General features: G+C 69.7%; 25 protein-coding genes. 14 read left to right on the top strand and 11 right to left on the bottom strand.

Annotated elements, in window-relative coordinates; all coding sequences use genetic code 11:
* The first annotated feature begins 24 nt into the window (after positions 1 to 24).
* Complete coding sequence (locus tag ASH02_RS02945) at positions 25 to 507, top strand: hypothetical protein (protein WP_056686301.1); 483 nt, start codon at positions 25 to 27, stop codon at positions 505 to 507.
* Here ASH02_RS02945 and rsgA read toward each other — a convergent pair.
* The 3 genes from rsgA to ASH02_RS02960 are packed head-to-tail and all read right to left on the bottom strand — an operon-like array spanning position 504 to position 4,398.
* Complete coding sequence (gene rsgA, locus ASH02_RS02950; protein ID WP_056686304.1) at positions 504 to 1,502, bottom strand: ribosome small subunit-dependent GTPase A; 999 nt, start codon at positions 1,500 to 1,502, stop codon at positions 504 to 506. The genes ASH02_RS02945 and rsgA overlap by 4 nt on opposite strands.
* A complete protein-coding gene (gene aroA / locus ASH02_RS02955) occupies positions 1,499 to 2,782 on the bottom strand; it encodes a 3-phosphoshikimate 1-carboxyvinyltransferase (protein ID WP_056686307.1) in 1,284 nt (427 codons plus the stop codon). Before aroA ends, rsgA begins: the two co-directional genes overlap by 4 nt.
* A gap of 29 nt (positions 2,783 to 2,811) precedes the next feature.
* The gene (locus tag ASH02_RS02960) at positions 2,812 to 4,398 is read right to left on the bottom strand and encodes a sigma-70 family RNA polymerase sigma factor (RefSeq protein ID WP_056686310.1); all 1,587 of its coding nucleotides are present in this window, start codon (positions 4,396 to 4,398) and stop codon (positions 2,812 to 2,814) included.
* Between the two features lie 352 nt (positions 4,399 to 4,750).
* On the opposite strand from ASH02_RS02960, the gene ASH02_RS02965 reads away from it, so the two are divergent.
* The 7 genes from ASH02_RS02965 (at position 4,751) to ASH02_RS02990 (ending at position 8,649) form a co-directional block, all read left to right on the top strand.
* Entirely contained in the window at positions 4,751 to 5,338 is a 588-nt protein-coding gene (locus ASH02_RS02965; protein ID WP_056686314.1) for a hypothetical protein, read from the top strand.
* Positions 5,339 to 5,564: 226 nt separating this feature from the next.
* Positions 5,565 to 6,311, top strand: a complete 747-nt coding sequence (locus ASH02_RS02970) for an SOS response-associated peptidase (protein WP_057294273.1) — start codon at positions 5,565 to 5,567, stop codon at positions 6,309 to 6,311.
* Positions 6,311 to 6,949: an alpha/beta hydrolase family protein gene (locus ASH02_RS02975; protein WP_057294274.1), complete on the top strand. Its 639-nt coding sequence runs from the start codon at positions 6,311 to 6,313 to the stop codon at positions 6,947 to 6,949. Before ASH02_RS02970 ends, ASH02_RS02975 begins: the two co-directional genes overlap by 1 nt.
* A 95-nt stretch (positions 6,950 to 7,044) precedes the next feature.
* The gene (locus ASH02_RS02980) at positions 7,045 to 7,683 is read left to right on the top strand and encodes a sigma-70 family RNA polymerase sigma factor (protein ID WP_056686780.1); all 639 of its coding nucleotides are present in this window, start codon (positions 7,045 to 7,047) and stop codon (positions 7,681 to 7,683) included.
* Positions 7,683 to 7,946, top strand: a complete 264-nt coding sequence (rsrA, locus tag ASH02_RS02985) for a mycothiol system anti-sigma-R factor (protein ID WP_056686322.1) — start codon at positions 7,683 to 7,685, stop codon at positions 7,944 to 7,946. The genes ASH02_RS02980 and rsrA overlap by 1 nt, the downstream gene beginning before the upstream one ends.
* Before the next feature lie 87 nt (positions 7,947 to 8,033).
* Complete coding sequence (locus ASH02_RS27465) at positions 8,034 to 8,108, top strand: 50S ribosomal protein bL37 (protein WP_396378553.1); 75 nt, start codon at positions 8,034 to 8,036, stop codon at positions 8,106 to 8,108.
* Positions 8,109 to 8,277: 169 nt separating this feature from the next.
* Complete coding sequence (locus ASH02_RS02990; RefSeq protein WP_056686783.1) at positions 8,278 to 8,649, top strand: thioesterase family protein; 372 nt, start codon at positions 8,278 to 8,280, stop codon at positions 8,647 to 8,649.
* Between the two features lie 2 nt (positions 8,650 to 8,651).
* Here the strand turns inward: ASH02_RS02990 and ASH02_RS02995 are convergent, their stop codons facing one another.
* Genes ASH02_RS02995 through ASH02_RS03005 form a run of 3 tightly spaced genes read right to left on the bottom strand, consistent with a single transcriptional unit; the run spans position 8,652 to position 11,650 of the window.
* Positions 8,652 to 9,137 carry a GNAT family N-acetyltransferase gene (locus ASH02_RS02995; protein WP_056686325.1) on the bottom strand — a complete coding sequence of 162 codons (486 nt, stop codon included), beginning with the start codon at positions 9,135 to 9,137 and terminating at the stop codon, positions 8,652 to 8,654.
* Between the two features lie 2 nt (positions 9,138 to 9,139).
* On the bottom strand, positions 9,140 to 10,804 hold the full coding sequence (locus tag ASH02_RS03000; RefSeq protein ID WP_056686328.1) for an acetolactate synthase: 1,665 nt from the start codon (positions 10,802 to 10,804) through the stop codon (positions 9,140 to 9,142).
* 9 nt (positions 10,805 to 10,813) lie between these two features.
* Positions 10,814 to 11,650, bottom strand: a complete 837-nt coding sequence (locus tag ASH02_RS03005) for a DUF2785 domain-containing protein (RefSeq protein WP_056686331.1) — start codon at positions 11,648 to 11,650, stop codon at positions 10,814 to 10,816.
* Between the two features lie 109 nt (positions 11,651 to 11,759).
* On the opposite strand from ASH02_RS03005, the gene ASH02_RS03010 reads away from it, so the two are divergent.
* Positions 11,760 to 13,232 carry a sensor histidine kinase gene (locus ASH02_RS03010; RefSeq protein ID WP_056686785.1) on the top strand — a complete coding sequence of 491 codons (1,473 nt, stop codon included), beginning with the start codon at positions 11,760 to 11,762 and terminating at the stop codon, positions 13,230 to 13,232.
* Positions 13,233 to 13,310: 78 nt separating this feature from the next.
* Here the strand turns inward: ASH02_RS03010 and ASH02_RS03015 are convergent, their stop codons facing one another.
* A complete protein-coding gene (locus ASH02_RS03015) occupies positions 13,311 to 13,562 on the bottom strand; it encodes a WhiB family transcriptional regulator (RefSeq protein WP_056686333.1) in 252 nt (83 codons plus the stop codon).
* A 178-nt stretch (positions 13,563 to 13,740) separates the two neighbouring features.
* Here ASH02_RS03015 and ASH02_RS03020 point away from each other — a divergent pair, with 178 nt between their 5' ends.
* Positions 13,741 to 14,142, top strand: coding sequence for a hypothetical protein (locus ASH02_RS03020; RefSeq protein WP_056686336.1), 402 nt, complete (start codon positions 13,741 to 13,743; stop codon positions 14,140 to 14,142).
* Positions 14,143 to 14,161: 19 nt separating this feature from the next.
* On the opposite strand, the gene ASH02_RS03025 is transcribed toward ASH02_RS03020, so the two are convergent.
* The 3 genes from ASH02_RS03025 to sodN form a co-directional block, all read right to left on the bottom strand.
* The gene (locus ASH02_RS03025; RefSeq protein ID WP_056686339.1) at positions 14,162 to 14,965 is read right to left on the bottom strand and encodes an RNA polymerase sigma factor SigF; all 804 of its coding nucleotides are present in this window, start codon (positions 14,963 to 14,965) and stop codon (positions 14,162 to 14,164) included.
* 1 nt (position 14,966) lies between these two features.
* A complete protein-coding gene (locus tag ASH02_RS03030) occupies positions 14,967 to 15,341 on the bottom strand; it encodes an anti-sigma factor (RefSeq protein WP_056686341.1) in 375 nt (124 codons plus the stop codon).
* A gap of 418 nt (positions 15,342 to 15,759) precedes the next feature.
* Positions 15,760 to 16,161, bottom strand: a complete 402-nt coding sequence (gene sodN, locus ASH02_RS03035; protein ID WP_056686344.1) for a superoxide dismutase, Ni — start codon at positions 16,159 to 16,161, stop codon at positions 15,760 to 15,762.
* A gap of 64 nt (positions 16,162 to 16,225) precedes the next feature.
* On the opposite strand from sodN, the gene ASH02_RS03040 reads away from it, so the two are divergent.
* The 4 genes from ASH02_RS03040 (at position 16,226) to ASH02_RS03055 (ending at position 19,666) form a co-directional block, all read left to right on the top strand.
* Positions 16,226 to 16,564 (top strand): S24 family peptidase, encoded by a 339-nt coding sequence (locus ASH02_RS03040; protein ID WP_056686347.1) that lies wholly within the window; start codon positions 16,226 to 16,228, stop codon positions 16,562 to 16,564.
* A 165-nt stretch (positions 16,565 to 16,729) separates the two neighbouring features.
* Complete coding sequence (locus tag ASH02_RS03045) at positions 16,730 to 17,932, top strand: NAD(P)-dependent malic enzyme (RefSeq protein WP_056686349.1); 1,203 nt, start codon at positions 16,730 to 16,732, stop codon at positions 17,930 to 17,932.
* A 67-nt stretch (positions 17,933 to 17,999) separates the two neighbouring features.
* Positions 18,000 to 18,968, top strand: coding sequence for a zinc-binding dehydrogenase (locus tag ASH02_RS03050; protein ID WP_056686353.1), 969 nt, complete (start codon positions 18,000 to 18,002; stop codon positions 18,966 to 18,968).
* Positions 18,965 to 19,666: an SDR family oxidoreductase gene (locus tag ASH02_RS03055; RefSeq protein WP_056686357.1), complete on the top strand. Its 702-nt coding sequence runs from the start codon at positions 18,965 to 18,967 to the stop codon at positions 19,664 to 19,666. Before ASH02_RS03050 ends, ASH02_RS03055 begins: the two co-directional genes overlap by 4 nt.
* A gap of 93 nt (positions 19,667 to 19,759) precedes the next feature.
* Here the strand turns inward: ASH02_RS03055 and ASH02_RS03060 are convergent, their stop codons facing one another.
* Positions 19,760 to 19,936, bottom strand: a complete 177-nt coding sequence (locus tag ASH02_RS03060; RefSeq protein ID WP_235530257.1) for a DUF6104 family protein — start codon at positions 19,934 to 19,936, stop codon at positions 19,760 to 19,762.
* Positions 19,937 to 19,946: the final 10 nt, after the last annotated feature.

Consider the following 19,946-nt stretch of genomic DNA (forward strand, 5'->3'; position numbering starts at 1 on the left):
TGGTCGTGCCCTAGGGTTCAGGGCATGGAGATCAACGGCCTGCCTGCACACCCCCTGATCATTCACGCGGCGGTCGTGCTCGTTCCCGTGGCCGCTGTGCTGGCCGCGACCTACGCCGTGGTGCCCCGCTGGCGCTGGTCGACCCGCTGGCCGATGGTCGGCGCGCAGACCGCCGCACTGATCGCGGTCCTGGCCGCCTGGTTCTCCGGCCGCAACCTCAAGGCGAGCATGGTCGACGCCGGTGCCAACGCCGACCGGTTCCGCTTCCACCAGGAGCAGGCCAACATCCTGTTCTGGGTGACCATCGTGTTCTTCTTCGTGGTCCTGCTGGGCGCGTGGGCACTGGGTGGCCCCTCGGCCCTGGTCTCCGGACGTGGGGCGCGCGGCAAGCACGCCCCGATCATCGAGTGGACCATGGTGTCGATGCTGGTCATCTTCGCGATCGCGGCGATCGCCACGACCTTCCAGACCGGTGAGCAGGGCGCCCGCCTGGTCTGGGGCGGCTAGCGCTCCTGGTCCGGGCTGCCCTCACGCGAGGCCAGCAGCCGCCGGAACGACTCCACCCGCTCGGGGTCGAGGTCGCCTGCTTCCATGGCGGTGTCGAGCCCGCACTCCGGCTCACCGCTGCCGTGCGTGCAGCCGCGCGGGCACTCGTCGATCATCTCCTCGAGGTCCGGGAAGGCGCCGATCAGGTCCTCGGGCTGCACGTGGGCCAGGCCGAACGAGCGGATGCCGGGCGTGTCGATGATCCACCCGTCGTCATCGGGCAGGGCCAGCATGTACGCCGACGTCGACGTGTGCCGCCCCCGGCCGGTGACCGCGTTGACCACGCCGACCTCGCGCATCGCGTCGGGCACCAGGGCGTTGACCAGGGTCGACTTGCCGACGCCGCTGTGTCCGACGAGCACGCTGGTGGTGCCGCTGAGCACGTCGCGCACTGGTCCGACGTCGCCGCCGCGCTGAGTGACGACGTACGGGACGCCGAGGGAGCGGTACGTCGACAGCAGCGTCTCGGGGTCGGCCAGGTCGGACTTGGTCAGGCACAGGATCGGCTGCATGCCCGAGACGTACGCTGCCACGAGGGCCCGGTCGATCAGGCGCGGGCGCGGCTCCGGGTCGGCCAGCGCGGCCACCACGACGAGCTGCGCGGCATTGGCCACGATGACCCGCTCGACGGGGTCGTCGTCGTCGGCGGTGCGGCGCAGGGTGGTGGAGCGTTCGCAGACCTCGACGATGCGGGCCAGTGAGCCGTCGTTGCCCGACATGTCGCCCACGACCCGGACCCGGTCGCCGACGACCACGCCCTTGCGACCCAGTGGGCGCGACTTCATCGCCATCACCCGTCGGCCCTCGTAGTTGAGGGTGAAGCGGCCCCGGTCGACCGTGATCACGACGGCCTCGACCGCGTCGTCGTACGACGGGCGGTCCTTGGTCCGCGGCCGGGTACGGCGACGCGGTCGGTCGTAGTGCTCGATGTCCTGGTCGGAGTAGCGGCCACTCACGGGCGACCAGCCCCTGCCGGCAGCAGGCCGGCCCAGAACGCAGCGAAGTCGGGGAAGGTCTTCGAGGTGGTGGCGATGTCCTCCACGAGCACGCCGTCGACGGCGGCGGCCAGGATGACACCGGCGTGCGCCATGCGGTGGTCGGCGTACGTGCGGAACACGCCGCCGTGCAGGGCAGCGGGGCGCAGCGACAACCCGTCGGGGTGCTCGGTGACATCCGCGCCCAGGTTGCCGAGCTCGGCGGCGAGGGCAGCCAGCCGGTCGGTCTCGTGGCCGCGAATGTGGGCTATGCCGCGCAGGTGCGAGGGCGAGTCGGCCAATGCGCACAGGGCCGCGATCGCCGGTGCCAGCTCGCCGACGTCGTGCAGGTCGAGGTCGACGCCGTGCAGCGTGCCGGTTCCGGTGACGGTCAGACCGTGTTCGGAGCGGGTGACCTCGCAACCCATGGCTTCCAGGATGTCGCGCAGGGCGTCTCCGGCCTGTGTCGTGCTCTCCGGCCAGTCGCGCACCGTCACGGAGCCACCGGAGACCGCGGCGAGCGCGAGGAACGGTGCGGCGTTGGAGAGGTCGGGCTCGATCTCGTGGTCGACCGCACGGATCGGGCCGGGTGCCACGGCCCAGCGGTTGGCGTCGGAGTCGTCGACCTCGACACCGTGCTGGCGCAGCATGGCGACCGTCATGTCGATGTGGGGGAGGGACGGGACCGGCTTGCCGTCGTGGCGGACGTCGAGCCCCTCGTCGTAACGGGCGCCCGCGAGCAGCAGTGCGGAGATGAACTGGGAGGACGCTGAGGCATCGACCACGACCGTCCCGCCGCGGACGCTGCCGTGACCGGAGACGGTGAACGGGAGCCGGTCTCCGTCGGAGATGTCGACGCCGAGCCCACGCAGGGCGGTCAGGACCTCGCCGATGGGGCGGTTGCGCATGTGGGCGTCGCCGTCGAACGCGATCGTGCCGCTGGACAGTCCGGCCACCGGAGGCACGAAGCGCATGACGGTGCCGGCCAGGCCGCAGTCGACGGCGGCGTCACGGTCGAACGCGCCGGGGGAGACGCTCCAGTCGTCGCCGGTGGTGTCGATGTCGGCGCCGAGCGAGGTGAGGGCGGTCGCCATCAGCTCGGTGTCGCGCGAGCGCAGCGCCCGGCGTACGACGGACGGGCCGTCGGCCAGGGCGGCCAGCACCAGAGCGCGGTTGGTCAGCGACTTGGACCCGGGCAGGGAGACGGTGGCCTCGATAGGTTCGAGGGCGCGTGGTGCGGGCCAGGGATCAGGTGTCGTCACGGGGGAAGGGTATCGACCCGGCGCTGGCGTCACGGAGCCAGCAGGACGGTCTGGGTGTTGTTGCCGGGGTCGGCGTCCTCGGTGCCGTCGTCGGGGGTCACCGTGAAGGTGAGGGTGCTGGTGGTGAACACCTTCATCGCGGTCAGGTCGAAGGTCTCCGGGCCGTCCGCGCCGACGCTGCAGCTGAAGTTGCCCACGCCGATGCGGCTGCACCGTCCGTCGAGGAGGTCGAGGACCAGCACCGGGTTGTCGCTGGTGATCTGGAGGGTGGCCGGACCGTGGCTGACCGTGGAGGTGACCTTCCAGATCGTCGAGGCGGCGAGCCGCTCAGCGGAGGCGGTGATCGTCAGGTCGGCCACCGGTGGCGGTGGTGGTGGTGGCGGCGGTGGCGGCGGTGGCGGGGGCTGCTCCGTGGGTTTGTCCGTTGGCTTCGGCTCGTCCTTCGGCGGCGGGGCGGGGGAGTCGACGGGCGGCGCGGCATTGGTCGGTGGGACGACGGACGGCTCGGTCGTCGGGGCCGTTGAGGTCACCGGTGGCGCCGACGTCACGGGCGCAGGAACTGGCACCTTGGCCTTCGGCGGGGCCTTGGACTGTGCTGGCGCCGGCTGGGTGGCCGTCGGTGAAGGACTGTCGGTGGTGGCTGGTGCCTCGGCCCGGTCCCGCGCGGCGGGGGCCGGGTCGTCGCCACCGGACATGACCGCGAACGAGACCCCGGCGACGGCGGTCACCGCGACGACCCCGCTGACGGCCGCCACCTGGGTGTTGGCGGCGACGAAGTCCTTGATCCGGTCGACGAAGAGAAGCAGGAAGCCCTTGGTGGCCAGCGATCCGGCGCCGGCGAGGTAGGCCATGCCGGCGGAGCTGCCCAGGAGGAGCGGCGCCAGCAGGGCGCCCAGGTTCGAGTTGACCTCGGTCAGCTCGAGGTAGATCGCCATGCAGCCACGACACTCGTCGAGGTGCTTCTCGATGCGGGTGGCGTCGCGCTTGGCCACGCCCTGGCGCACGTAGGCGCCGAGGTGGTCGTGGGTCCAGCGGCACTCGGGCGCCTCGAGCTCTTCGGCGTGGGAGTTGAGGAAGGCCTGCCGCAGGCCCTCGCGGGCCCGGTAGGCAAGTGCCGACACGGAGTTGGGGCTCATGCCCAGCAGGGCGGCCACCTCGGCGGGCTTCTGGCCCTCGACCTCGGTGTGCCACAGGACCAGCTGCCACCGCTCGGGCAACGAGGCGAACGCCTTGGCGGCCGCGGCGTTCTCGAACCCCTCGACGGCGGTGTCGCGGAACGGCACCCCGGGGTCGAACGGCTCCAGGTCGTCGGTGGTGTGCAGCCGCGACCCGGCACGGATCCGGTCGACGTGGAGTCGGCGTACGGCGGTGAGCAGGTAGGCGCGGAACGCGACGTCGGGGCCGCCTCCGCCCTGGAGCACCTTGAGCACCTTGGTGAACGCGTCGGAGACGAGGTCGTCGGCGTCGGAGGGGCTCATCAGCTGGCGGGCCAGGCGGCGGGCCGCGCCCACGTGGCGCTCGAACAACTGGCCGTATGCGGACGTGTCGCCACCCCGGACGGCCGAGATCAGCTCGGCATCGCCCAGTTCCTCGAGTTCGGGAAGTGTGGTGCTCACGGTTGTCCAACGATCCAGTTCGCAATTGATGACGCTGTTCAGCGTAGTCCTCTGCGGACCCGGCCGCGCGGGCCCCGGAGCTGCCGGGGCAGACGTGCCCGGGAGAAAGTTTTGCGAAACCGCGTCATGAAGCCCGCCCCGCCCCGTTTCAAGGTCACGAGAACGTCGAGCATGACGAACCGAGGGGAGCAGGGCCGTGGGTTTCTTCGACACGTTGGTGCGACGAAGCAACACGGATGGTCCCGAGGCGATGGGCTCACTGGACGAACGCGTACGGCTGGGGTTGCCGGCGCCGTTCGAAGCAGTGGGAGAGGCTCTCGCCTCGGGATCAGGCTCCGCTGAAGCCTGTGAAGTGGCAGGACGGGCTCTGGCCAGGGACGGAGCCTCGCTCGACGAGGCTCTCGACCAACTGGGCCAGACCAGTCGTGCCGTCACGGGAGGGGAACCGGCCTTTGACGACATCCGTGCGCTGTCCATGGCATGGAGCGAGTCGACACTGGCCTACCTGCACCAGCTGTCCTGCGAGGACCCGCTCACGGGTCTGGCCAGTCTGGCGCACATCCGCAGCCGCCTGTCGGAGCTGTACCGGGGACAGCTCGGACGGGACGCTGCGGGAATCGAGGAGACCCACGCCCTCGTGGTGATGGAGATCCCGGAGGAGCGGCCGGGTCACGGTGCCGACCAGTTCACGCGAGCAATGAGGCTTTCCCGCCTCGGGGACGCTGCGCGAACTGTCTTCAGCGGCACCGAGACCATCGGTCGCTCCGGCACGAACCGGGTCGTGGTGGTCGTGGATAGGGACGCGCAACTGGGTCGCCGTGTGGCGCTCGTGCGCACTTTGCTGGGGATGGCCGACCACCCGACCAGGATCTGGATCGAGGGACTGCCCTCGACCGACCGCGCGGCAGCCGCACTGCTCGACGAGCTCTGCCGCACCTGAACCTGCCGTACCTGAACCTGCCGGGGGAACTCGGCTCGGGGAGGCGCCGACCACCGTGTGCGGGTGGTCGGCTCCTCGGGCGTCTCGACTTGGCTCGCTGCCCTGCGCACCTCACTGAGTGTCTCGACCCGCCCGTCGCGACCTCGCAAGCTCGGTCGCGGGGCTTGCTCGACCCGCCTCGCTACTATCCGTGCACTCCTTCGTCGTGCACGGATAGTCTCGGCGCATGTGTGGACGCTATGCCTCGTCGCGCCAGCCCGAGGACCTCATCGAGGAGTTCGAGGTCCAGGAGTCGTTGGTCCCTGAGCCGCTGGAGGCCGACTACAACGTGGCCCCGACCAAGGACGTGTACGCCGTGCTCGAACGGCCCGCCAAGGAAGAGCGCCCGCAGCAGCGCCAGTTGCGCGTGCTGACCTGGGGCCTGATCCCGTCGTGGGCCAAGGAGGCCTCGATCGGCAACCGCATGATCAACGCGCGCATGGAGACCGTCGCCGAGAAGCCGGCGTACCGCCGTGCCTTCGCCTCGCGGCGTTGCCTGCTGCCCGCCGACGGCTACTTCGAGTGGTACAAGACCGAGGAGCAGACCAAGTCCGGCAAGCCGAAGAAGCAGCCCTACTTCATCCGCCCGCAGGACGGCGGGGTGCTGGCCATGGCGGGGCTCTACGAGATCTGGCGTGACCCGTCGCGGCCGGACGACGATCCGGCGCCGTTCCGCTGGACGTGCACGGTGATCACCACCGACGCGGAGGACTCGCTCGGCCGGATCCACGACCGCATGCCGTTGATGGTGCCCGCCGACCGCTGGGGCGACTGGCTCGACCCGACCAGCAAGTCGACCGACGACCTGCTGTCGTTGCTCGAACCCGCAGCCCCCGGGCGACTCGAGGCGTTCCCGGTCTCGACCCTGGTCAGCAACGTGCGCAACAACGGCCCTGAGCTCATCGAGCCGCTGCCCGTCGAAGGGGTGGAGTGATGGTCAACGTCGAGAAGATGCTGCCCACGCCGTACGGCGATGCACGGCTGGTGTCCTCACGCTCCCGTCGCCCGGTCGCCACACTGCTGCTCAGCCACGGCGCCGGTGCCGGGATCGACACTCCCGACCTGGAGGCACTGGCCAAGGCCCTGCCCGGCCAGGGCATCACGGTGCACCGCCTCGAGCAGCCGTGGAAGGTGGCCGGAAAGAAGGTCGCGACCGCCCCGCCCACCCTCGACGTGGCCCTGAAGCTCGCCGCGGACCACCTGCGGCCGCGAACACCGTTGATCCTCGGCGGCCGCTCCGCCGGGGCACGCTCGGCGGCCCGTTCGTCGCGCGCCCTGGGGGCGTCCGGCGTACTGGCCCTGTCGTTCCCGTTGCACCCACCGGGGCGGCCGGAGAAGAGCCGGGTCGACGAGCTGCTCGGCGTGAGGGTGCCGCTGCTGGTCGTGCAGGGCGCCCGTGACCCGATGGGCCGGCCCGAGGAGTTCCCGGCGGGCACCGAGCTGCTCGAGGTGCCCTACGCCGACCACTCGTTGCGGGTCGGCAAGGCCGCACCCCTGAGCGGTGACGACGTCACCGCGATGATCGTGGAGGCCACCCTGGAGTGGATCGTCCGGGAGGTCACCGGGCGCTGATCCGGCCCTCCGGGAATCAACCACGGTCCGGTTCTGTTCTGGACTATGTGATCGCCGTACTCGAACGTCCCGCCGCCCCGGTAGTCTGGGAGGCGATGACTGAATCCCTGACGACCGATGTCGACATGACCGAGGTCGACATCGCCAACGAGACCGACGCGCAGCGCTCGATGCGGTTCGAGCGCGACGCCATGCCCTTCCTCGACCAGCTCTACTCGGCCGCGATGCGGATGACCCGCAACCCGGCCGACGCCGAGGACCTGGTCCAGGAGACCTTCGCGAAGGCGTACTCCGCCTTCCACCAGTACAAGCCCGGCACGAACCTCAAGGCCTGGCTCTACCGCATCCTCACCAACACGTTCATCAACACCTATCGCAAGAAGCAGCGCCAGCCGCAGCAGTCGATGGCCGAAGACGTGGAGGACTGGCAGCTCGCCCGCGCGGAGTCACACTCCTCGACCGGGCTCAAGTCGGCGGAGATGGAAGCCCTCGAGCATCTCCCCGACTCCCAGGTGAAGGACGCGCTGCAGCGTCTCCCCGAGGAGTTCCGCCTCGCGGTCTACCTCGCCGACGTCGAGGGGTTCCCCTACAAGGAGATCGCCGAGATCATGGAGACACCCATCGGCACCGTGATGTCCAGGCTGCACCGCGGCCGGCGCCAGTTGCGCGACATGTTGTCGGGCTACGTCCGCGACAACTACCTGCTGAAGTCCGCCCCGGAAGGTGACGAGTGATGACCGGGCAGAACGAGACCGAAGACTGTTCGGACTTCCTCGAGCGCATCGTCTACCTCATCGACAACGAGCTCGACGAGGCCGACTGCTCGGTCGTCCGCCAGCACCTCGACGAGTGTGGACCGTGCCTCGCGAAGTACGACCTCGAGCGCACCGTCAAGGCCGTCGTGGCCCGCTCGTGCTCCGAGTCGGCGCCGCAGGGCCTGCGTGAGCGGGTGCTCGTGCAGTTGCGCCAGGTGCAGGTCCGGATCACCGAACAGTGACCCACGACGAGTGAAGTGTCCGGGCCGATTCGCGGCCCGGGTGGCTTTGCTGCGACAATGGCCGCCGCAGATCTCCAGGAGGAAACCATGGGCAAGACCGGACGCAAGCGCCGCTCGCGCAAGAAGAAGGGCGCGAACCACGGCAAGCGCCCCAACGCCTGATTCGTCAGGCCTGCTGAACCCCCGAGCCAATCCCTTTGGCGAGGGGGTTCGTTCATTTGTCGCGAACCGTGGGTTTTTGGTGCGCGAGCCTGCAACTCTTGCGCCTCGAACCGGCAATTCTTGAGTACGCCGTTGGCGGTCGGCGCGCATGGTGCGCGAGACTCACTGCATGTCGACCGCTGACCTCACCGCCGCCCTGACCTTCACCGTCACCGACGACGACACCGCGCTCGCGGTCGGCAGCGGCTCCCTTGCCGTCCTCGGCACACCGCGGCTGCTGGCCTGGTGTGAGGCGGTCACCTGCGCGGCGATCGAGCCCACGCTGGCCGAGGGCAGTACCTCGGTCGGCACGCGTGTCTCCCTGGAGCACCTGGCCGCCAGCAAGGTCGGCGCCGAGGTGGTGGTCACCGCCTCGTCGTCGTACGCCGACGGGCGGCTGGTGCGCTTCGCGGTCTCCGCGCGCGACGGCGGCAAGCTGGTCGGCAACGGCGAGGTCACCCGGGTCGTCGTCGACGCCGAGAAGTTCCTGTCCCGGCTCTGACCTCAGTTGAAGCGCAGGCCGAACGCCAGCAGGTCGATGCCCTCGACCGGCGACCAGTCCGCCTCCGGGAGCCGGGTGAAGCCGAGGGCGGCGTAGAGCCGGTGCGCCGACTTCATGGTCGGCAGCGACGAGAGGCGTACGCCGGACAACCCGCCGGCACGAGCCCGGTCGAGGCAGGCAGCCACCAGGGCACGGCCGACACCGCGACCTCGTGCGGTGGGAGCGACCACGAGCATCCGGAACTCACCCTCGTCGTCCTCGGCCGTCTCGCGCCACTTCGACCCGGTGGGGCAGTACGTCACAGCCCCCAGGAGCTCGCCCTCGTCGACCGCGACCAGCAGCTCGGCTCCGGTGGCTCGCGCCTGCGCGTCCTTCAGCTCGGCCACGTATTCGGCAGTGGCATGGATGTACCCCTCGTCGACGTACACCGCCGCGGTCAGCTCGCCGATGCGACTGAGCTCGGCGGCGTGCGCCTCCCTGACCTCCATGCTCAGATGCCGAACGTGGCGCGGGGGTAGGCCGCCTCGACGTCGGTGATCACGTTGACCAGGTAGGGCACACCGGAGGCGAAGGCGCGGTCGATCGCGGCACCGATCTGACGGGGATCACTCACCGTCTCGCCGGCGCCGCCCAAGGCCTTGACCACCTCGTCGTACGGCGTGCGCGGTGCGAGGTCGGCGGCCACGTCGTAGCCGTAGAGCATCTGCATCGGGCCCTTCTCGAGGCCCCATGCGGAGTTGTTGCCGCAGACCATCACGACCGGGAGGTCCTGGCGCACGAGCGAGTCGACGTCCATCAGCGAGAAGCCCGCCGCGCCGTCGCCGAGCAGGAGCACCACCTGGGACGAGGGCCGGGCGATGCGGGCCGCCATCGCGGAGCCGAGTCCCGCGCCCAGGCAGCCGTAGGGCCCGGGATCGAGCCAGCACCCGGCCCGCTTGGGCTCGACGAACTTGCCGGCGAAGCTGACGAAGTCGCCACCGTCGCCGATCACGACCGCGTCGTCGGCCAGTCGCGGCACCAGCTCGCCGTAGATCCGCGCCGGGTGGATCGGGTCGGCCTCGGCGGAGAGCAGCGCGCTGTCGCGCTCGACGGCCGCTGCCACGCCCTGCTGCAGCGCCGAGACCCACGGTGACCAGTCGGGCTTGCGCACCACCTGGTGCATGGCATCGACCAGGGCTTCGAAGAGCAACGACAGGTCGCCGTACGCCGACCCGGCGAGCGTGGCGTGTCCGGAGACCTGCGCCTCCGAGTCGGCGATGTGCACGACCTCTGCGACCGGCGCACCGTCCTTGCCGCCGAAGACGCCGTAGCCGAGCCGGAAGTCGAGGGGCGTGCCCACCACGACCACGAGGTCGCTGGTGCCCAGTGCCTGGCCGCGGGCCTTGGTCACCAGCAGGGGATGTCCGCCGGGGACCACGCCGCGACCCATGCCGTTGGTGATCGTCGGGATGCCGATGGCCTCGACGAAGCTGCGGGCGGCCACGTCGGCCCCGTCGGCCCACACGTCGGTGCCCAGGACCAGCACCGGCCGTTGCGCACGACCGATCAGCTCGGCGATGCCGGTGACCGACTCAGGGTCCGCGACCGCCGGGTCGGTACGCCGCACGCCGGTGAAGTCGCTCGTCGCCGAGTTGAAGAACTCATCCATCGGCACGTCGACGAAGGCCGGGCCCCGATGCGGGGAACGGGCGGCGGCGAACGCGTCGTCGATGCCGCCCGCGATGTCTCCGACGGTCGGCAGGGTGCGCGCGTGCTTGGCCACCGGTGCGATGATCGGCGGCTGGTCGAGCTCCTGCAGGCTGCCGGTGCCCCAGCGGTTGCCCGGCGCGCGACCGCCCACCACGACCATGGGGGAGCCGGCGAACTGGGCCTGTGCGATCGCGCTGACCCCGTTGGTGACACCGGGGCCGGCGGTCAGCACGGCCAGGCCGGGAACGCGAGTGAGCTTGCCGGTCGCCTCGGCCGCGAACGCCGCCGTCTGTTCGTGGCGTACGTCGACCAGCCGCATCGGCGGGTCGGCCTTCACCGCGCCGTCGTACATCGGGAACACATGGGCCCCGGAGAGGGTGAACATGGTCTCGACGCCGTGGGCGCGGGCCACATGCACGGCGAGCTCGCCGCCGTGGCCGGTCAACGATCCGCTCTCGTCACTCATAACCAGAGGTTAGCCATCACCCAGGTGGTGTGGGTTCGACTCGCGCAGCCGGTCGATGAGGACGAGCAACAGATCGGCCCGCAGCTCGGGCGCCGGGGTCGAGAAGGCGATCTTGAGATAGAGGGCACGCAGGAACGACTGCGCGTTGAACGTCGTCAGGAACGGGTTTCCCTCGCCTCCGCTGGCCGTTGCGGCGTTCGCCAGCCGCGCGATCCAGGCCTCGAGCACCCCGATCGGGACCAGGTTGCGGCGCAGGACGATCGCGGTGGCCTCGGCCATCCGGTCCGGCTCGCCGCAGACCAGCAGCTCGGCGTTGGGCAGGAGCAGTCGGTCCGCCAGCACGTCGAGCAGCACGGTGAGCTCGTTGGACGTGAAGTGCGGCGAGCCGGCGAGGATGCCGATCGCGTCGGCGCCGTGCGCCGCGGCATGGGCCCAGCCCTTGCCCTCGACGAAACCGCGCAGGTCCTGCTCGCGGACGTACCAGCTGGCGATGCGGTCACCCCACTCCAGCACCTTCGACGAGGACAACCCGATGTTGTTGCCCCGGTCGAGGCACTCGGCGAGGACCAGCGCGGAGAAGCTTCGGCGGAACACGGTGTCGGTGCCGCTCTCGCCGATCCCGACGTCGAGTCCGGCGGCCATTCCGTCGCCGAGTCCGACCAGCAGGTCGTCGTACACACCGCGCTCGATCCAGGTGGCCAGGACCTGGTAGGCGGTCGTGTCGCGCTGCACCGGATCGGTGCTGCCGAGCATGGTGGTGAGCTCTGTGGTCAGCTCGGCGAGGGGGCGATCGGTCGGCACGGCCAGATCGTGGGTGAGCACGTGTTCCCAGATCGTTGACGCCATGCGCGCCAGTCTGCCAGTAGGTCGACCGGTCGCCGTGACGAGCCTCCGGGCATGAACGATGCTGGACAGCATCCGTGGCTCGTCCGGCGATGACCACTACTCTGGCGCAGTGCCCACTCTCGATGAACTGGCCAAGGCGCACACGGACCTCGACTCCGGCGACCTGGCCTGGCTGCAGCGGTTGATGGCCGACTGGCAGATCATCGCCGACCTCTCCTTCGCCGACCTGGTCCTGTGGCTGCCTGACCACGAGGGCAAGGGATTCTGGGCCGGCGGCCAGATGCGCCCGACCACGGGTCCGACCGCGCTCCTCGACGACGTCATGGGCACGTTCGTGCCGGTCAACCGCAGACCGATGCTCGACATGGCCTTCGCACAGGGTCGGGTGATCCGCGAGGGCGACCCGGAGTGGCGTGACGACGTGCCGGTGCGGGTCGAGACGATCCCGGTCCGTCGTGGCGACCGGGTGATCGCGGTGGTCGCCCGCAACACCAACCTCCTGGGCGTGCGGACGCCGAGCCGGCTCGAGCTCTCCTACTTGCAGACCGCGGCCGACCTGACCCAGATGATCAGCCAGGGCCTGTTTCCCTCGGCCGGCGAGCGCAGCGACCACGCCGACACACCCCGGGTCGGCGACGGCTTCATCCGCGTGGGACTCACCGGCATCGTCACCTACGCCTCACCCAACGCCCTCAGCGTCTACCGGAAGCTCGGCCACACGGGTGACCTGGTCGGACACGTGCTGACCGATCTGACCCGGCAGCTCGTGCCGCCTCGCAAGCGACCCGATGAGGAGACGCTCAGCTCCGTGCTCGGCGGCCACCTCCACAAGGATGCCGAGATCACCGGCAGCGGCGCCGCCGTGATCGCTCGCAGCATTCCGCTGCGACCGGCAGGCGAGCACATCGGAGCGCTGATCCTGCTGCGTGACGTCACCGACCTGCGGCGGCGCGACCGTGAGCTGGTCACCAAGGACGCCACGATCCGCGAGATCCACCACCGGGTGAAGAACAACCTGCAGACCGTGGCCGCGCTGCTGCGACTGCAGGCCCGACGCATGGACACTCCAGACGCCAAGGCCGCGCTCGAAGAGGCCGTACGCCGGGTCGGGTCGATCGCCATCGTCCACGAGACCCTGAGCCAGGCCGTCGAGGAGCACGTCGAGTTCGACGAGATCGCCGACCGCCTGGGACGCATGGTCACCGATGTCAGTGCGGTGGGGGAGTCGGTGCGCGTCGTACGGACCGGCACCTTCGGAGTGCTCGCCTCAGAGGCCGCCACGGCACTGGCCATGGTGATCACCGAACTGCTGCAGAACGCGGTCGAGCACGGCTACTCCACCGGCGACTCGGGCCGCATCACCCTCGACGCCAGGCGCATCGTGGGTCGACTGCACGTCACGATCGAGGACGACGGGCAGGGGCTGCCCGACGGCTTCGACCTCGACGGAACCGTCAACCTGGGCCTGTCGATCGTGCGCACCCTGGTCGAGTCGGAGCTGGCCGGAGTGCTCGACATGGGAGCCGCGCACGCGCCGTTGCAGCACGGCACGCGGGTCCAGATCGATCTTCCGATTGAGTGAACCCTGGTCTCGGGCGTGCTTTCGGCGCATTCGAAACGTGCCGAGGCCCGGTGACCGAAAGCAGACCTGAGGCCGCGACTACGCAGTGCGGACGCGAGCCCGGGCGTTGCGGCGCTTCAGCGCGCGACGCTCGTCCTCACCGAGTCCACCCCAGACGCCGTGGTCCTGTCCCGCCTCGAGGGCCCAGGCGAGGCATTGTTCGCGCACCTCGCAGCGTCGGCACACCTGCTTGGCCTCCTCGATCTGAAGGATCGCGGGACCGGTGTTGCCGATCGGGAAGAACAACTCCGGGTCCTCATCGAGGCATGCGGAGCGATGGCGCCAATCCATGGCGGGGGACTTCCTTTTCACTAGCGGCGTCAACGACCTGTGGATCGTTGCGTAAAAGTTCGGTGTGCGCGCAGGCTCTCGCGAACCTGTTCAAGGCGCACGCAATAGATTCGCAAGAACTGGACCCCGTGACAACCCCTTACCGGGGTCACTTTGGTCACAAGTATGGTTTTTACCCGTGAGCACCCTCCCCGACAGCGCAACTCCGGCGCCCCTGACCGTCGCAGCCAGCCTGACCGGGGTCGAGGGCGTGGCAATGCTCGGGTACGGCGTCCTGGAGCTCTTCAACGTCTCCACGGAGCGCCTGACCATGGGTCTGACCACCGCGCTGTTCTTCGGCGGGTACGGCGTCTTCCTGCTCTGGGCCGCGTGGTCCATGAACCGGGGCGGGTCCTGGGCGCGCAGCCCGATCGTGCTCACCCAGCTGCTCCTGCTCGGCATGGCCTGGAGCTTCCGCGGCGGTGAGACGACCGGCGTGGCCATCGGCCTGCTCGTGGTGGCGCTGATCGTGCTGGTCGGAGCCCTGCACCCGGCCAGCATCGACTTCCTCGCGGACGACGACGGCGCCGAGGTCGACTGAACGTCACCTGGCCGAGGGCTCAGTTCGAGTCGGCCAGTGCCTCACGCAGGTGGTCGAGGGTCTTGCTGAGCAGTCGTGAGACGTGCATCTGGCTGACCCCGACCTCCGTGGCGATCTGGGACTGCGTCATGTTCTTGAAGAACCGCAGCATCAGGATGTTCTTCTCGCGGGGTGGCAGCTGCTCGAGCAACGGCTTCAGCGACTCGCGGAGCTCCACGTGCTCGAGGCCCTCGTCGTCGATGCCCATCGTGTCGAGCATGCTCAGCGAACCCTCCTCGCTGCTGTCGCTGCCGGCGTCCAAGGACAGCGTCGAGTAGGCGTTGCTCGACTCGATGCCCTCGATGACCTCCTCGACCGAGCAGCCGATCGCCCCGGCCAGCTCGGACGGCGTGGGGGAGCGGCCCAGCGACTGGTTGAGCTCGGCGGTGCACGCACTGATCTGCATGCGGAGCTCCTGGAGGCGCCGGGGAACCCGGATCGCCCAGCCCTTGTCGCGGAAGTGCCGCTTGATCTCGCCGATGATCGTCGGGGTGGCGTACGTCGAGAACTCCACCCCGCGGTCGGTGTCGAAACGGTCGACGGCCTTGATCAGCCCGATGGTGCCGACCTGGACGAGATCCTCGAACGGCTCGCCACGGTTGCGGAAACGGCGTGCGCAGTGCTCCACCAACGGCAGGTGCAGGCGCACCAGGTCGTCGCGGGCTCCGGACCGCATGGCCTCGCTCAGGCCGTCGTCAGCCACCCTGTCGAAGAGCGCGGCGCTGGCTGCCTTGATCTCCGCCAGCGGCATGCGCTGTGGGGGTCCCCCGGTTTCGGCACTCATGTCAGGCGTCGACCGTCGAGTTCATCGTCATCGTCACCGCGAGCGTGCCGTCACCGGTCGACAGATCGGCGTGCGTGGTCAGGGCGCTGAGCACCTGCCACGCGAAGCCGTCCTCCTCCGGCAGCTCTGCCGTGGTGCTGGGCACCGTGATCGTGATGGTGACCTCGCCGGACTTCATGAAGAACTGGCAGGTCAGGTCCGTGCCCTCGGTCGCGGAGGGCAGCACCATGGCGCAGGCCTCGCCGACGGCCATGCGGAGGTCCTCGATGTCATCGAGGGTGAAGTCGAGCCGGGCGGCCAGGCTCACCGTGGTGGCCCGCAGCACGGACACGTAGGCGCTGTCTACGGGAAGTCGGAGCTCGACATCGGGTCGCATGCGGACAACATATCGCCTGCTCCGCTCGTGCGGGCGGAGCCCGGCTCAACGACCTCTTCACCGGATGGTCACGATCGCCGGGCCTTCACTTGTCGCCAAGGCGTCGGGCACGGAGCAATGCGTTCACCTGAACACACAGTTCGCCGTACGACGGGGGCAACGCACGCTCAGACGATGGTCCCCGGGTCTGAACTGTATGTTCAAGTGAACGCGAAGGCCTGAACGGCCGACCCGGCCGTGGTGCCGGTAAACGGAGAAGGGCGCCGCGCTGGCGCGCGACACCCTTCCTTTGGACGGCGAAGGCCTGAACGGCCGACCCGCCCGTGGTGCAGGTAAACGGTGAAGGGTGCCGCGCTGGGGCGCGACACCCTTCCTTTGGACGGCGAAGGCCTGAACGGCTCGACTCCGTCGAGATCGTTCAGGCCTTCTTGGTCTCCCAGAAGATCTCGGCGATCTCGTCGATCTTGGCGAGCAGCTGGTCGGCCACCTCGGCGTCCATGGAGCCCTTGGTGCCGGTCGCGCCGGCAAGCTTGGTCGCCTCGTTCACCAGCGTGTGCAGCTGCGGGTACTTCTCGAAGTGCGGGGGCTTGAAGTAGTCGGTCCACAGCACCCAGAGGTGGTGCTTGACCAACTCGGAGCGCTGCTCCTTGATCAGGACCGCGCGGGTGCGGAAGTCCGGGTCGTCGTTGTCGGCGAGCTTGCCGATGACGGCCTTGATGGACTCGGCCTCGATACGGGCCTGGGCGGGGTCGTAGACACCACACGGCAAGTCGCAGTGGGCCTGGACCTCGACGGTGGGGGCGAACAGTCGCGCAAGCATGCTTGGCGTCCTCTCCTTCGACAGATGAACGTTGACGGTTGAGCTGACTGCGACACTACTCCGCATGGGCAGAGGACGGCAGGCGGGTGTCACTGGCCGGTTCGGCATCGCCGTCGTCCGCGGCAGGTCGATGGAGCCGGGCCTGCGCGACGGAGATCGGGTCCTCGTGCGCTACGACGTACCCGTGGGGCCCGGCGACGTCGTGGTGGCCCGGTTCGTCGACGGCACCCTCGTGGTCAAGCGGGTCGACGGGGCCCGCCAGACCCGTTCGGGCGATCCGGGTTGGTGGCTGCTCAGCGACAACCCGGGGGAGGGGATCGACTCCCGGCACCGCGGGGTCGTGCCGGCCGAGGCGGTGCTGGGCGTCGTACGGCGCCGGGTGTGGCCGATCCTGCGGCGGTGACGCGCGTCTCACTTCTTCGGCACGGAAGGAATCGCCATTCTGTGCGCGCCCGGGTTATGACAAGATGACCGGCAGGGAGACCCCCTGGTCCGACAAGTTCCGCGAACCACCTCTGACGCGTCGAGCTGGGCCCGCCCACACCGCACTCTCTTACGAAAGTCCGTCATGCCTTCCTCTGTGAACGACAACGCGGAGCACCCGTTCGCGGGCGACCCCGTCTTCGACCTGCACGTCGGCGGGAAGATGGAGATCCGCTCCCGGGTCGAGCTGGCCGGGGCCGACGAGTTGTCGCTCGCCTACACGCCGGGTGTGGCCCGCGTCTGCGAAGCGATCGCCGAAGACCCCGAGATGACCCGCCACTTCACGTGGGTGCCCAACACGGTGGCCGTGGTCACCGACGGAACGGCCGTTCTTGGCCTGGGCGACATCGGACCGGCCGCAGCCATGCCCGTGATGGAGGGCAAGGCGGTGCTGTTCAAGCAGTTCGGCGGCGTCGACGCGATCCCGATCTGCCTGGCCACCACCGACGTCGACGAGATCGTCGAGACCGTGGCCCGCATGGCGCCGTCCTTCGGCGGCATCAACCTCGAGGACATCTCTGCGCCGCGCTGCTTCGAGATCGAGCAACGGCTCAAGGACCGCCTCGACATCCCCGTCTTCCACGACGACCAGCACGGCACCGCCGTGGTCGCCCTGGCCGCCCTGAAGAACGCGCTGAAGCTCACCGGGCGCCTCGCCGAGACGACCCGCGTCGTGATCTCCGGTGCCGGCGCCGCGGGCGTGGCGGTCACCCGGATCATGCTCGAGGCGGGCATCAAGGACATCGCCGTCATCGACCGGCAGGGCGTGCTCAACTCCGAGCGTTCCGACCTCACCCAGGTCAAGCAGGACCTCGCCCGAGACACCGCCGACAACTTCGGTCGCACGGGCAGCCTGGCCGACGTCATGAAGGGCGCCGACGTCTACATCGGTGTCTCCGGTGGCAACGTTCCCGAGGAGATCGTGGCGACCATGGCGGCCGACGCGATCATCTTCGGCCTGGCCAACCCCACGCCCGAGGTGCACCCCGACGTCGCCCACCGGCACGCCCGCGTGGTTGCCACCGGCCGGTCCGACTACCCCAACCAGATCAACAACGTGCTGGCCTTCCCGGGCATCTTCCGGGGTGCGTTCGACGTGCACGCCCGGGCGATCACCGAGGGCATGAAGCTGGCCGCCGCCGAGGCGCTGGCCGATCTCGTCGGCGACGCGCTCACCGAGGACTGCATCATTCCCTCGCCGTTCGACCCGCGGGTCGGCCCGGCGGTCGCGGCCGCGGTGGCCGAGGCGGCTCGTCGCGACGGAGTCGCCCGCATCACGGGTGACTGACCACCACCGACTGACCAGCGACTGACCACCCAGCCGGCAAGGCTCCACACGTCGCTAGGCTCGGGTCATGTTTGCGGTCTATGCAGAGAAGTTCTCGTCCGAAGATCCGCTGAGCGGCCTGGTGGTCGGGGAGCGTCCCGACCCGGTCGCCCCTGATGGCTGGACGACGGTCACCGTCAAGGCAGCCTCGCTCAACCACCACGACCTCTGGTCGTTGCGCGGGGTCGGGCTCCGCGAGGAGTCGCTGCCGATGATCCTCGGCTGCGACGCCGCGGGTCTCGACGAGGACGGCAACGAGGTGCTCGTGCACGCCGTCGTCAGCGACCCGGACTGGTCCGGCGACGAGACCTTCGACCCGAAGCGCTCCCTGCTCTCCGAGCGCCACCAGGGCACCTTTGCCGACAAGGTGATCGTGCCGAGGCGCAACGTGATCGCCAAGCCCGCCTCGATGTCGTTCGCCGAGGCGGCCTGCCTGCCGACCGCCTGGCTCACCGCGTACCGCATGCTCTTCACCCAGGGCGGGCTCAAGGCCGGCGACAGCGTGCTGGTGCAGGGCGCCGGCGGCGGCGTGGCCACCGCGCTGATCACGCTGGCTCGTGCCGGCGGCCTGAAGGTGCTGGCCACCAGCCGCGACAAGACCAAGCGGACCCGCGCCCTCGAGATCGGTGCCCACGAGGTCTTCGAGTCCAACGCCCGGCTGCCGATGAAGGTCGACGCGGTCATGGAGACCGTCGGCCGCGCCACCTGGTCCCACTCGATCCGGGCCCTGCGCCCCGGCGGCAGGATCGTGATCAGCGGTACGACGTCCGGCCCACAGCTCGACGACGCCGAGCTGACCCGCATCTTCTTCCTCCAGCTGAGCGTGGTCGGCTCGACGATGGGCACCAGCCGTGAGCTGGCCGCCCTGACCCAGATGCTGGACGCCACCGGCACCCGCCCCCTGATCGACCGTGAGATCCCCATGGCCGACGCACGTGAGGGCTTCGCGGCAATGGCGAAGGGTGACGTGTTCGGCAAGATCGTCCTCACCCGATGACGGCACCGGGCCGGCACCTGGTCACCGGCGCCGGCTCGGGGATCGGTGCGGCGGTCGCCCGCATCCTCGCCGGTCGCGGCGACGAGTTGTGGCTGCCCGCCCGCTCGGCGCAGCGCGCCGACGACCTGTCACGCGAGTTCCCCCAGGCGCACGTGTTCGTGGCCGACCTCGCCGACCCGGCTTCGCTGGAGCAGTCCCTGACCGGCCTGCCCGATGCCCTCGACAGCGTGCTGCACATCGCGGGTGTCGTCGAGCTGGGTCCTGTGGCGGAGCTCGAGGTGGACGACCTTCGCGCGCAGCTCGACGTGAACCTGGTGGCCCCGATGCTGCTCACCAAGGCCTGTCTCCCGGCGCTGCGTGCTGCGCGTGGCCTGGTGCTCGTCGTGAACTCCTCCGCCGGTCTCACGGCGAACGCACACTGGTCGGCCTACGCCGCCTCGAAGTTCGGGGTGCGCGCGTTTGCCGACGCCCTGCGTGCCGAGGAGCAGGGGAACGGCGTACGCGTCACCACCGTCTACCCCTCACGTACGGCGACCGCGATGCAGCAGAAGGTGCACGAGCAGGAGGGGGCGGCGTACGACGCGAGCAACTGGATCGATCCGCAGACCGCGGCCGGGACGATCGTCCACGTGCTCGACCTGCCGGGGGACGCGACGATCCCCGAGGTGACGATCCGGCCGGCTCCACGACAGGGCTGACCTGCTGAGCACGGCTTGATCGGCAGACAAGCAAGGCGGCCCCGCGACTCATCGAGTCGCGGGGCCGCTCTGCGTCTGGAACCAGGGCGTGTCCTAGTCCTCCGGATCGTCGAGGCGGGCCAGCCAGGTGGCCAGCCGCTCGACGGGGGTCTCGAACTCCGGGAACGTGTCGGTGAACTCCTGCAACCGGTCGGCGACCCACGCCAGGGTGACTTCCTCGTCACCCCGACGCTTCTCGAGCTCTTCGATGCCGCGGTCGGTGAAGTACATCTGGTTCAGC

The organism is Nocardioides sp. Soil796, from assembly GCF_001429525.1.
Taxonomy (GTDB): Bacteria; Actinomycetota; Actinomycetes; order Propionibacteriales; family Nocardioidaceae; genus Nocardioides.